At 37.4% G+C, this 12804-nt stretch carries 11 protein-coding genes; 6 read left to right on the top strand and 5 right to left on the bottom strand.

Translation table 11 applies throughout. The features are described 5' to 3' along the window. Positions 1 to 26: 26 nt before the first annotated feature. Both NGR58_RS03040 and yidC read left to right on the top strand, forming a co-directional pair. On the top strand, positions 27 to 1028 hold the full coding sequence (locus NGR58_RS03040; RefSeq protein WP_258088207.1) for a nucleoid-associated protein: 1002 nt from the start codon (positions 27 to 29) through the stop codon (positions 1026 to 1028). Between the two features lie 103 nt (positions 1029 to 1131). Then, the gene (yidC, locus tag NGR58_RS03035) at positions 1132 to 2085 is read left to right on the top strand and encodes a membrane protein insertase YidC (protein ID WP_258088206.1); all 954 of its coding nucleotides are present in this window, start codon (positions 1132 to 1134) and stop codon (positions 2083 to 2085) included. Between the two features lie 50 nt (positions 2086 to 2135). On the opposite strand, the gene NGR58_RS03030 is transcribed toward yidC, so the two are convergent. The 5 genes from NGR58_RS03030 to mvk all read right to left on the bottom strand — a co-directional run bounded on the left by NGR58_RS03030 (position 2136) and on the right by mvk (position 6843). After that, positions 2136 to 2687, bottom strand: coding sequence for a TetR/AcrR family transcriptional regulator (locus NGR58_RS03030; protein WP_258088205.1), 552 nt, complete (start codon positions 2685 to 2687; stop codon positions 2136 to 2138). Positions 2688 to 2795: 108 nt separating this feature from the next. Further along, complete coding sequence (gene fni / locus NGR58_RS03025) at positions 2796 to 3836, bottom strand: type 2 isopentenyl-diphosphate Delta-isomerase (protein WP_258088204.1); 1041 nt, start codon at positions 3834 to 3836, stop codon at positions 2796 to 2798. Between the two features lie 6 nt (positions 3837 to 3842). Then, positions 3843 to 4910 (bottom strand): phosphomevalonate kinase, encoded by a 1068-nt coding sequence (locus tag NGR58_RS03020; protein WP_258088203.1) that lies wholly within the window; start codon positions 4908 to 4910, stop codon positions 3843 to 3845. Beyond that, positions 4907 to 5887, bottom strand: a complete 981-nt coding sequence (mvaD, locus tag NGR58_RS03015; RefSeq protein WP_258088202.1) for a diphosphomevalonate decarboxylase — start codon at positions 5885 to 5887, stop codon at positions 4907 to 4909. Before mvaD ends, NGR58_RS03020 begins: the two co-directional genes overlap by 4 nt. Positions 5888 to 5904: 17 nt before the next feature. Further along, positions 5905 to 6843 carry a mevalonate kinase gene (gene mvk, locus NGR58_RS03010; protein ID WP_258088201.1) on the bottom strand — a complete coding sequence of 313 codons (939 nt, stop codon included), beginning with the start codon at positions 6841 to 6843 and terminating at the stop codon, positions 5905 to 5907. A 259-nt stretch (positions 6844 to 7102) separates the two neighbouring features. Between mvk and NGR58_RS03005 the strand changes: the two genes are divergently transcribed. From NGR58_RS03005 to NGR58_RS02990, 4 genes are all read left to right on the top strand, one after another. Further along, positions 7103 to 9934: a helicase C-terminal domain-containing protein gene (locus NGR58_RS03005; protein WP_258088200.1), complete on the top strand. Its 2832-nt coding sequence runs from the start codon at positions 7103 to 7105 to the stop codon at positions 9932 to 9934. An 83-nt stretch (positions 9935 to 10017) separates the two neighbouring features. Then, entirely contained in the window at positions 10018 to 10530 is a 513-nt protein-coding gene (locus tag NGR58_RS03000; protein ID WP_075269661.1) for a cell wall elongation regulator TseB-like domain-containing protein, read from the top strand. A 27-nt stretch (positions 10531 to 10557) separates the two neighbouring features. Continuing rightward, entirely contained in the window at positions 10558 to 11853 is a 1296-nt protein-coding gene (asnS, locus tag NGR58_RS02995) for an asparagine--tRNA ligase (protein ID WP_115470428.1), read from the top strand. 177 nt (positions 11854 to 12030) lie between these two features. Then, complete coding sequence (locus NGR58_RS02990; protein ID WP_258088199.1) at positions 12031 to 12771, top strand: DnaD domain-containing protein; 741 nt, start codon at positions 12031 to 12033, stop codon at positions 12769 to 12771. The last annotated feature ends 33 nt before the right edge of the window (positions 12772 to 12804 follow it).

The raw sequence follows: 12804 nt of genomic DNA, 5'->3' as shown, positions 1-12804 counted from the left end.
ACTTTTTTATTGTGAAGGATACTAATATGATTATAAAACACGTCATTTTACACGTTTTAGATAAAAATAGCGGTAATTTGATTGCTTCTCAAAATGAATTGGATTTAAATCAGCCCAATTTACATGAATACATTGAAAAGTTAATTGAAAAATTTGAAAATAGTGATTACAAAGTCGGACAATTGACTGACAATGATGCAATTGGTGCGATTGTATCAGATAATGACACGCGTTCGTTTTCTGAAAAAGCAACATTCTTAGCTGAACAATTGTTTGATATTATTGCTCCAAGTGAATCAATCCCAGCTGGTGATTTACTAGTTGTCGAATTTTCGGAGGGAGAAAATGACTTTTTCTGTATCTTGAAATTAAATTTCACGCCAAGGTACACGCATGCTGTTGAGTATCAAGATGATAAATTAATCAATAATTTGGTATTAAATCAAGCAGTGTTACCGGCTGCTACTCAGACAGTCGATGAGGGTGTTATCATTAATTTAATGTCTGGCGCTTACAAATTAATCGAAAAGCGTTACTTGATTGACGGCCATCGTGTTAATTATTTTTCAGAAAATTTTTTGCAACTTTCACCAGAAAACTCAACCAAAGATAATATCCAAGTGATTAAACAAGCAGTTAAATCAGTCGCTGGTAAGTTTGATCTACCTGAACATGAAGTCTTAGCAGATACACAAAACTCAATTTTTGATACTGTTCAAGATGATGGTGAAATCAATACTGCTGCGATTGCTGAATCAGTCTTTAACGGTAATACTTCAGCACAGCAAGCATATCAGGAGATTATCGATAATAAACATTTGAACACGGATATTAGTGTGCCAAACACTGAGAAAATTGAAAAGAAATACCGATTGCAACGTTTTAAACTTGATTCAGGTATTGAAATATCTATTCCGATGGATATTTATCAAGACAAAAACAAAGTTGAATTTATTAACAAGCCAGATGGTACGATGTCACTGGTTATTAAAGACATTGAATCGGTTATTAATAAATTTAGCTCATAATTTTATCCTAAATTTTAGGACTAATTAAAGAATTACAACATATATTATGTTTCGTGATATAATTATTACTTGAAAAAATGAAATAGGTAGGATGACATACTCCATGAAAATTAAAGGTTTAACACCAATATTATTAATTGTGCTAGTCGTTTTGTTCGTTACGGGGCACGCAGATTTCCTGAAGGGACCCTTAGCTGACTTTATGAGCTGGTCAGAATCAACAATTGGGGGAGTAAATGCAGTTGGCTGGTCAATTATTATTTTGACTTTGGTAGTACGATTGATTTTGTTACCAATGATGGTACATCAACAACGTAATGCCACAATTCAGCAAGAAAAGATGCGTTTACTACAACCACAACTAAAAAAAGTGCAAGATGCACAAAAAAATGCGCAAACACAAGAAGAACAAATGTTAGCTTCACAAGCAATGATGACAATCTATCGTGAAAATAATGTCTCTTTGCTAGGTGGTATGAACTTTGCAACATTAATTATTCAATGGCCTGTATTTATGGGGCTGTATGCAGCCATTAGAACTTCTAATGACATTGCTAATGCATCATTCTTTGGCATTAGCCTTTCATCACATGCACCTGTCCTAGCAATTGCTACGGCTATCGCATATGGTGTCCAAGCATATCTATCGATGATTGGTATTCCTGCAGAGCAAAAGAAGCAGATGCAAATGATGATGTATGTTATGCCAATTATGATGTTGTTCATGACTTGGGTAACTAACGCTGGTATTGCGCTATACTTCTTTGCTGGTGCATTAGTTATGATCTTGCAAACATTGATTATCATTGTTTGGCGTCCAAAGCTAAAAGCACAAGTTGCTGAGACATTTGAAGTTAAAGATGTCGCTGATGATGCTTTAGCTGGTAAGATTAAGTCAAAGCCCACAGGAAAGTTTGCTGAAGCCATGCAAGCTGCTCAAGAGCAGCAACAACAGCAACAACAAGCTGCCGATCGTAAAGATATTACTAAATCAACGCAAGAACGTCAGAGTAACTCAAAGGGCGGTCGTAACGCTGGTAAACAACAACGAAAATAACATAATAAAAAGACTTGATGAATGTATGCCATCAAGTCTTTTTATTATGGTTAAATATTTGCATGTTGCGCAGTTGTCATTTCATTAGCAATTTCTACCATTTGATCAATAGATTCATGGGCACCAGTTGCAATCCAGCGAATAGCTAATGCAAGCATACCAGATGCAGTAAAGTCGGAAACGTAATCAATTGAACGATTAAACGAGACCTTACTTTGCAATAATTCAGCATATAATCCGTGTAGAATATCACGTAATGGTGGGTAGAATTGTTCACGTAAACCAGCATTAAGCAAAACAGCGATAGCAATACCATTCGCTTTGACAAAGCCAAAGAATGCTCGTGAAATTTCATTAGTGTCTAGGGGTAATGAGGCTGCCTCTGTTTCAAAATCTTGTGTTAGTTGAACAACAATAGCTTTAATGACTGCTTCTTTTGTACCAAAGTGGCGATAGAAAGCCATCCGTGACACGCCTGCCTTACGGGTGATCTCGGTAACCGCAAGTTGGTCATAGGATTGACTTTGCAACAATGTCAGCGTCGCGTCAATGATTTGTTCGTCAGTTTTTTGACGAATGCTTTCTGTTAACATATTTTTCATATCTTAATTCTACGCCTTTGCATGTAAATTAGGTGACAGATTAGATAAATTGAAGATTCATTTTAAAGGTTTAAGAAAACCTTTGCAAACACTACCAAAACATTAAATTTATAAGTTTCGTTGATTTTTATAATTTTGCAATTCGGTTGAGAGAACATAGGGGACATTGACCAAATCATCTGCAGAACGAGCACCAACAAGCGCATACAATTCAGTCAATTGCTGTTGCCAATGGGTAATTTCATTGACTAAACCAGCTGTACCATCTTGAAGTGTTGTGTGAAGAAAGTGTCCCGCAATTCCAACAGCTTTTGCACCTAATACTTGCGCTTTAAGTACATCCAAAGGATTTTGAATCCCACCAGTTGCAAAAATAGTTGGTTTTTGTTCTAGAGACTGTGCTTCCAATAAACTTTCGGCCGTCGTTTGGCCCCAGTCATATAGGAAATCATAGTTGAAGTCTTTATCTCGATACCGACGATTTTCAATAACCGCAAAATTGGTACCTGAGCGACCGCCGAGATTAACATATTTTGCGCCACAATCATACAATTTTTTAATAGTCGCCTTGTCCATACCAAAGCCAACTTCTTTAATAATAACGGGCACTGAAACTTTTTGAATAATATCAACAATATTATCAAGCCATAAAAAATTTTGGTCACCCTCGGGCATAACAACTTCTTGTGCCACGTTAACATGAACTTCAAGTGCATTAGCACCGATCATCTCAACAACTTGTTGCGCTGACTGTGCTGTATGACCCGCACCGATATTGGCTATAATAAAACCATCGGGATTTACTTTACGAGCGATAGTGAAGGTTTCAATAGCATGAGGATCTTTTAAAGCCACGCTCTGAGAACCAACGGCCATTGCGATACCTGTTTCCTTAGCTGCTTCAGCCAGTTGTTGATTAATTCGACCGGTACGAGTACTACCACCAGTCATTGCTTCAATGTAAAAAGGGGTAGCAAAATTAAATTTTGCATCCCTAATCGTTGTTGAAACATCACTAATTTTTATTTCTGGTAAGCTTTGGTGAATCAGGCGAACTTGTTCTAATGATGACGCCGGTTGCTGCCTGCGATATTCTGCTTCAGCTAATGCCAGATGTTCATCTTTACGATGTGCGTGCGCTGATTCCATAATACTTTATTCTCCTAATGATGCAATTTTTAATGGCAATGGAATGATTCCTTCATCGCGCCAGTTTTGACGAAGCTGGTCAGCTTTTTCAGCGTCGTCTGTGACAGCAATAACATTATCGCCACCACCAGCTCCTGAAACCTTTGCTGGGATACCAACAAGTGTGGCAGTGAAAATAGCGTTTGATAAATTCTCCGTTAAATAGTTAATACCCACACGTTGCGTATAATCCATTAAGAACGTTAGATTATAAAAAATGTTGGTATCAATTAACGAATAATCTTTATTACTGATACCCAAGCTAATTTCCGAAATAACGTCTTTTGTATTTAACGCTAACATTTCTTTAGCTTTTGCCTGTTCTTCTGCCGATACTGCATTAAGTAATTCCTGAGTATCGGCAACCTCTCCAGTCCAGCCAACCAAAAGTTGCCATTCTGATGGCCAAGTTAATTGTTTAACCTCTAAATATGGCCAAGACGCATTTATTATTGTCTGATAATCAGTATGTTGTTGCAGCAACTGCTTAACAAAATGATCATCAAACTTACGATAGACAATCATCCCACCGTAAGTTGCGACAGCTATATCTCCCATTGAACCCTTATCAAAGTGGGGGAGAGTTAACATAATTATCGCACCAAGTTTAAATTGTTGTTCCTTAGTCACACTAATGTCGAACAACTTATGAAATGCTTTAATAATTGACATGACGACGGCAGCCGAAGAACCTAGTCCTAGTTTTTTGCCCTCAAAAGTAAGATCACTTGTGAGGGTTACTTTAATACCGGATAAGTTCTCGACATCAGTCATATAGTATTTATACAGTACTTGAATTGTCCGTACAACCAAATGCCAGTCTTTTGGACAAGATACTTGGTCGAATTGGTCTACTGAAACAGTAAATTTTCCTAACTGATCACTATTTAATTGAATTTCCTGAATATCAAGGAATTCAACCGTGGCTGTAACGTACTTATCAACGGCAAAAACAATTGCACTTTGATTTGGTAGAGTAATTGCGTATTCACCAGCAAGGTATAATTTACCTGGCGCTTGGGCAGTTGCTATCATATTTTATCTCCTGAAGTAACTTTGATTCCCGGACCGGGACTAGCAATAATAATTTGTGCACTTGTCACGACGTCGGTGAGTGCTTTCTTTATAATTGAGGTATCTTCAGGTCGAGAAATTAATTTTACATTAGGTCCTGCATCCATGGTTGCATAGACAGGTATGCCTTGATTTCTTAATTCTTGAGCAATCATAATAACTTCCCAACTTTTATCAGTTAAGTAATTGAAAGGGGGAACAGATGTTGCGTTCATAGCGTGCATCTGCAAAGCATTTGCTTCGGCAAGCTCACCCAATTTTACTAAATCATGTTGCTGAATTGCTGCAATCATGTCATCTACCTGACTATTTGCCAGTTTTACCCATTTCTCGTAAAAAGGAGCAGTATTTTTGGCATGTTGCATCCCTAAACGTGACCCAACTTTTTTAGGTTGATCGTTAATTATCACCGTCATTAATTGAATCGGCCAGTCGACTTTCTCAAATATTGGTGTTGCGAACGAGGTTCGATCATCACCAGGCACCCATTTTGCAAAACCACCAAATATTGATCTTGTTGCCGAACCAGAACCATGACGCGCTAATCTCGATAATTCTGTAACACTTAAATCTAATCCCGCAGCTTTACTAGCCGCACCCGCTAAAGCGGCGAAGGCAGAAGCAGATGAAGCTAGTCCAGCGGCGGTGGGGACATTATTAGTTGAAATAATATACGCTTTGTCGTTAAAGCCAGCCATATATCGGACGATATTTAAAAATCGACTAACTTTTTGGGTTGCAGTACCAGAAATTGTTTCACCGTCAAGAACTAATTGATCACTTGCTAACGTTTTATCAAACCAGACAGTTGTATCTGTATAAAATTCATCTAGAGTTAATGAAATTGAAGTTGTTGTCGGTGTAATAATTTCTTCATCTACTTTGCCCCAATACTTTAATAATGCAATATTTGTGTGCGCCCGAGCAGTGTAATGCATGATAAATGCTCCTCAAACTATTTGTTATTGGTATAATTTTGTGTCCAAACTTCTTGTGCACCAGCATCTTCTAACGCTTTAATAACGCGAGTGGTTTGCTCTTCATTCGTTGTAAGCGCAATCATAGTACCGCCAACACCACCACCGGTTAATTTTGCTCCGAGAGCACCAGCATGACGTGCCGCATTAATAAGTTCATCTAATTTTGGATGAGAAATACCTAGGGCAGATAAATGACTTTGTGCGTCATTCATATAATTACCTATTTTAACTAGGTTATCTTCAGCAATTGCTGTTCGAGTGTTTTTAGCGATTTCACCAATTTGATTAATATGGTATTGTCCAGTCTCAGGATCATTTGTCAAATTTTCACGAACAACTGAAATAGCTAATCCAGTTTGTCCTTGAATTCCAGTATCAGCTAAAATTAGCGTACCATCTAGTGACATATCAATCTTTTCAGGTTGTTGCCCTTTAATAAACCAAACCGCTTCATCATGTGCTGCCGTAGCTGTATCTAAGCCAGAAGGTGAGCCATGTGTAATAGACTCTTCAATACTTGCCCAACGTTGCAAATCCTGCTTGGGTAATGGTTCATCAAAAAAATTAAAAAATGCTCGAACAATGGCAATTGCCGTTGCCGCTGATGAGCCCATTCCACGTTCCTGAGGAATATTTGAGGTAATTGTCATTGTAAAGGGCATATCATCTGCTCTAAAATGCTTCAATAACCGATTAATAAGTTGGCGAATACCTTCATAGACTTCGGCCATTGCTACTAATGGTCCCTGATAGGCCTTTGACAATACAACTTGTCCGGCTTCACGTGATTCGATTTTCACAGTCATTGCCAAATCCGTTAAAGGAAGTGCAATAGCTGGCTGGCCGTATACGACCGCATGTTCGCCAAGTAAAATAACTTTGGCATGGCTGACGCCAATTCCTGGTTTTTTCACTTTGAAATTACCAATCCATTCTATTCTTTATTTTAGCTTTCTTAATCATACCAAATTCAGTGATTAATTACACCCTAGATATTACGATTCCAAACTCAAAAATTATTATAATCATTAGTTTTAAAATATTCTTAACAGTTAATCTTTGATATGTTTTATATGTTTAGAAAATCACATAGTGACAGTCTATCTAAATTTCATTAGATTAATATGCTATAATCAACATAAGATTACTAAGAGAAAGTCGTGGTACGTCTCGATGCTAAATAAGGACATCTATGCGGTTGTCGATCTAGAAACAACCCGTACAACGAGCGAATCAGGTCGCATTATTCAAATTGCGATTGCGTTCGTACAAAACAACAAAATAATTAATCAATTTTCAACGCTAATAAATCCTCGTGAGTCTATTCCTCGTAATGTTGTCCAACTAACAGGTATTGATTCAGAAATGGTAACGGGGGCGCCTGCATTTGAAGATATGGCTGAATCAATTCATACGATGTTATCTGGTACTATCTTTGTTGCCCATAATGTTAATTTTGATTTACCATTTTTGAACGCAGAATTTCAGCGCGTGGGTATGCCGACTTTAGACGTTATAGCCATCGATACTGTTACGCTGAGCCAAATTGTTTGGCCAACTGCACCAGGATTTCGATTGGTCGACCTGACGTCTTACTTATCATTAACACACGGAAGACCACATCAAGCAGATAGTGACGCATTAGCTACAGGAGCGCTATTGGTTGAAATTTTTGCGCGCCTCGAAAAATTACCAATGGTCACGCTACAGTCACTGGTCGATTTACCGTTAGTATTACCTCAGAACACAAAAATTGTATTCGAAAAGGTGCTTGCTAAAGCAAAAATATTGCGGGAACCACTACCAAAACAATTACAAGTCATTGATGGTTTAGCAATTCGTCGTTTTAGCAATCCGGAGCCACTGGTTAGTAAGTCAAATATGGTTTATCCGGCAAAACGATCAGCTAAACAACAGTTATATGGTAAAAAGTTGGTCTATCGAGAGCAACAAGCAAAATTAATGAATGCTATTAATAAGCACTATACCAGTGATTCATTATCAGAAAAGCCTGGTGAATCAGCCTTTATAGCTGAAGCACCAACCGGTATGGGAAAGACGATAGGCTTCTTACTACCATACGCTTATCTTGCTAATCAAACTCAAAAGAAAGTAATTGTTACAGAACCAACTATCACACTTCAAACGCAAGTGACAGAAACAGTCAATTCAACATTGCATGACATTCTACCATTTGAAATCCGCGCTGTTAGTCTTAAAGGGCGTCGACAATATTTGAATTTACAGAGCTTTAAACGTTCACTACAAATTGATGAAGGAACAACTTCATTACAATTTATCAAAGCACAAATTTTAGTTTGGTTAACGGAAACAGTTAGAGGCGACTTTGATGAATTGCATTTAATGAATGCGCAAGATAAATTTATTGCAAAGTTATCTCAGAATGCCAATAATCCAACAGGTTCACCCTTCTATGGTTATGAATTTTTTGAGCGACAGTATGTACTTGCGGAAAATGCGCAGTTTTTAATTGTTAATCACAATTATTTAGCGGAGTATGCCAACGAATTGGGTACCTCGCAAAACAAGCCTTATCTTGTTATTGATGAAGCACAAAACTTGCCGGACGCTGTTTTAAATCAAAGTCGTCATCAATTACCAATCCAGACTTGGCTTGCACGAGTACAAACTGCTATTAATTTAATCCTGCAAGATGCTAAACCTGCTATTGGTGATATTTTGCGACACATCATTGGCGGTGATCAACTAAAAAACCGTCTACTACGTTCTTTAGAAACACTGTCAGCTAAGATACCACAACTACAAGTCTCTCTATACCGTCGTTTTTTACTAAACAAAAAAGCACCTGCAACACAAGGTAGTTATGAAATAGCCTTGTCGAATAATGATTTTGCACAATTTTGGGTCGATCAAGCTAACCATGTCAAAAGTATTCACAAAGCTGTTTTTAATCTTGAAGACTCATTGCAATCATTATTGACCCAATTCAGTGATGCAAAAGGGGTGTTCTCATTAGGAGAGCGGCAACAACTAGCTGATTTTCGACGGTTGTTAGATAGCATTAGTCAGTATGAAAAACAATTAACCACCTTCCAGCAGGATTTAGTCGATTTTCCAGATGCTAGCATTTTTTGGATAACAGAAACACAAAGTCACGACAGTAGTAACCTGAAGTTGAGTGGGGGATTGTTACACACTTTGAATTATTTCGAAGAACAAGTTTATCCACATTTTATGTCACCCACAATTATTGGCGCAACGTTATTCACATCAACAAAATCTGGATATTTATATGATCGTCTGAATTTAGATAAAGAAACGGCCACAGTACGCCATTATCCTGATATTTTGGATTTTAAAAATCAAGCTGATTTAATTATGGTGAAAAATGCACCCTTGCCAACCAGTAAAGATTTTTCAAACTATCTAGCAAGACAATTAGTAGATATCACAACTTCTGTTAATGAAAACACACTTGTTTTGTTTAATTCATTAGACACTATCCAGCAAGTCTATACACAAATACTATCAAACCAAAAATTTCAAAGTAGTTCACTGACATTATTAGCCCAAGGAATTACTGGTACCCGTGGTAAAATAAAAAAGCGAATGCAGTCTGAAGATGGACTTGTTGTACTGGGTGCTGCAAGCTTTTGGGAGGGTATCGATTTACCTGGTGATCAGCTAAGACTACTTGTTATTGCACGGTTACCATTTGATCGTCCCAATACAGTGCTGCAAAAAGCAGAGGAGGCAGTCATAAGTTCAGAAGGTAAACATCCGTTCTACCAAAGCACTTTACCTAAAGCAGTTTTGAGATTGCGCCAGGGTATCGGTAGGTTAATTCGAACACCTACGGACTATGGAGCGGTCATTATATATGATGCACGTATTTTGACTAAATCATATGGGAAAACATTACGAAAAATGCTGCCATCAAACTTGCCACAAAAAGAATTAAAAGATTCTGAAGTAGGGCAAGAACTCAAAGATTTCTTTGATACACATCATAAATATCTTTAATAAGGTGGCGAATTTTGGTAAAGTAATAAGTGGTTTATTTTTACAGTGGGCAGGAACTATTCACAGCAAAGGAGCTTAGTAATATGGAGATGCGCTCAACGGTACACGGACGCCGTGGTAAGCGGCTTCGACGCTGGTTACTTGGTATTCTGATATTTTTAGTCATTATTTTGATCGGTGTATCAGTATTAGGTGAAGCACAAAAGCCTGTTGATACAGCAAAAGACCGTGTCACAAAAATTGCAAAGCAGTCAGGCAAATTGACTACAGTATCAAAATTTTATCGTATCTCTAGACAGAAAGTTTACTACAGTGCTGTTGGAGAAAATAAAAAGAACCAGAAAATCGGTGTTATTGTTCAGGGAAAGTCGGATAAACTAACAACTATTAATATGACGGATGGTTTATCTGAAAAGCAAGTTAGAAACTTACTAAATAAACAACTGCATCCAAAAAAGATAACAAGCATTGGCTTAGCGCTTTATAAAAAAGTGCCAGTTTGGCAATTAACTTTTGTTGATAAGGACGATAATTTAAACTTCATTACTTATCAGTTCTCAGATGGTAAACAAGTTCAGTCAATTCGTCATTTATAAAAATAAATAATAAGGGAGCTCAAAACGATGGAGACAATTCGCATTGAAGACGCGAAAAATTATGTTGGCCAAGAGGTACGTCTAGGTGCCTGGTTAAGAAACAAACGTGGATCAGGTAAAATGCAATTTTTGCAATTACGTGACGGAACGGCTTTTTTTCAAGGAGTTGTTGTAAAATCAGTAGTTGGTGAGGAGATTTTTGCTAAGGCAAAAGCACTTTCACAGGAAACAAGCATGTACTTGATCGGAACAATTGTTGCTGATGAACGCTCACCATTTGGCTATGAGTTACAGGTTAAGGACCTTACAGTCGTTGGCGCTTCAGAAAATTATCCAATCACACCTAAGGAACATGGGACAGATTTCTTGATGGATCACCGTCATCTTTATTTGCGCCATATTCAACCGTTTGCAGTACTACGCATTCGTAATACCTTGATTGCTGCAACTTATGAGTTCTTTAATAAAGAAGGGTTCATTAAAATTGATTCACCACTTTTGACTGGTTCAGCTCCTGAAGGAACAACAGAATTATTCCATACTGAATATTTTGATGAAGATGCCTATCTATCTCAAACAGGTCAATTGTACGCAGAAGCAGGTGCGATGGCTTTCGGTCGTGTATTCACTTTTGGGCCAACGTTTAGAGCTGAAAAGTCTAAAACACGACGTCATTTAACTGAATTCTGGATGATTGAGCCGGAAATGGCTTGGATGGACCAAGAAGATTCACTTAAGATACAAGAACGTTATATTTCATACCTAATCCAATCAGTATTGGATCGAAATGAATATGAATTGGACTTACTTGGTCGTGATAAAGACTTACTAAAGTCATACACACAATTACCTTATCCACGTGTATCTTACGATGATGCCGTTGAACTATTGCAAGAAAATGGCTTCGATGTAAAATGGGGTGTTGATTTTGGTTCTCCTGAAGAAACTTTCTTAGCTAACCACTTTGCTAAGCCAGTCTTTATCACGAACTTCCCAAAGGAAATCAAGGCATTCTACATGAAACGACACCCTGATCGTGATGACGTTGTTATTTCAGCTGATTTACTAGCACCGGAGGGCTACGGTGAAATCATTGGTGGATCAGAGCGTGATACTGACTTTGATTACCTGGAGAAGCGAGTTAAAGAACAAGGACTCGATGTTGAAGAGTACTCTTGGTATCTAGACTTACGTAAGTATGGTTCAGTACCACATTCAGGATTCGGGCTAGGTCTCGAACGTGCAGTCACTTGGATTACTGGTGAAGAGCATATTCGTGAGGCAATTCCGTTCCCAAGAACTATGAACCGCTTATGGCCATAAACTAAATACAAATACTATTAAACTGCTATAGATATTGTTAAATCAATGTTTGTGGCGGTTTTTGTTTGTTCTAATATTTTAAAAAAATAATCAATACACTATTAAACTCAGTATTCATTGTGACTTTTGACTATGTTATGCTTATAATTGATATTTATGAAAAGGTGGCCGACAAAAATGACAGTTGATCAAGATAACGTATTAGCATTTTTAAATAATGGTCATACGACATTAGATAATTTTCTACTCTTACATTACCGAGAAATCGGTATGAACAATGAAGAATTGCTTGTATATATCCAAACCAAGGTGGGTATTGATCAAGGTAATCGCGAACCTAGTACTGAGTTAATTAGTCAAGCGATCGGTTGGCCAGCTAAAAAGGTTTTTTCATATTTAGATTCGATGCGTAAAAAAGGGTTAGTAAACTTCAAGAGTCGCCATGCCAGTGATGGGAAAGTGACGACTGAATTAGACTTTAATCCGCTTTATATTGCCTTATTAAATATACAATCAAGTGGTAATAGTGCCAATGAACGGGTTGCTAATCAAGGTATGCCTAATTCAGAAAAGGAACAAACAGAACGGGCAGATATTTATAATTTGATTGAGCAAGAATTTGGACGGCCTTTAAGCCAAATTGAAATGGAAACAATTAAGCAATGGTTTGATATTGACCATTTTGAGCCAAAGTTTATTAAAGCTGCTGTCCAAGAAGCGGTTTTGAATGCAGCACTCAACTTGAGATATATCGAAACTATTCTTGTTTCGTGGCAAAAAAAGAATTATCATTCTCTCAATGATATTAAAAATGAAAGACAACAACACCGACAGTACCAACAATTACAAGATGATGAAGTTGTTGATATCCCGACAAATGTTGATATTTTAAATGTTGATTGGAATAAATTTAAATAAAAAGTGTTTATAAACACAAACATTAAACTTGAT

The sequence above is a fragment of the Weissella fangxianensis genome (assembly GCF_024718545.1).
Lineage (GTDB): Bacteria > Bacillota > Bacilli > Lactobacillales > Lactobacillaceae > Weissella > Weissella fangxianensis.
The sequence above is the reverse complement of the archived record's forward strand: the minus strand, read 5'-3'. Positions and strand labels throughout refer to the sequence as shown.

Bases quoted from the DNA above. Each gene is read 5' to 3' on its own strand.
- NGR58_RS03040 (WP_258088207.1), top strand. From the start codon at position 27: ATGATTATAAAACACGTCATTTTACACGTTTTAGATAAAAATAGCGGT.
- yidC (WP_258088206.1), top strand. From the start codon at position 1,132: ATGAAAATTAAAGGTTTAACACCAATATTATTAATTGTGCTAGTCGTT.
- NGR58_RS03030 (WP_258088205.1), bottom strand. From the start codon at position 2,687: ATGAAAAATATGTTAACAGAAAGCATTCGTCAAAAAACTGACGAACAA.
- fni (WP_258088204.1), bottom strand. From the start codon at position 3,836: ATGGAATCAGCGCACGCACATCGTAAAGATGAACATCTGGCATTAGCT.
- NGR58_RS03020 (WP_258088203.1), bottom strand. From the start codon at position 4,910: ATGATAGCAACTGCCCAAGCGCCAGGTAAATTATACCTTGCTGGTGAA.
- mvaD (WP_258088202.1), bottom strand. From the start codon at position 5,887: ATGCATTACACTGCTCGGGCGCACACAAATATTGCATTATTAAAGTAT.
- NGR58_RS03005 (WP_258088200.1), top strand. From the start codon at position 7,103: ATGCTAAATAAGGACATCTATGCGGTTGTCGATCTAGAAACAACCCGT.
- NGR58_RS03000 (WP_075269661.1), top strand. From the start codon at position 10,018: ATGGAGATGCGCTCAACGGTACACGGACGCCGTGGTAAGCGGCTTCGA.
- asnS (WP_115470428.1), top strand. From the start codon at position 10,558: ATGGAGACAATTCGCATTGAAGACGCGAAAAATTATGTTGGCCAAGAG.
- NGR58_RS02990 (WP_258088199.1), top strand. From the start codon at position 12,031: ATGACAGTTGATCAAGATAACGTATTAGCATTTTTAAATAATGGTCAT.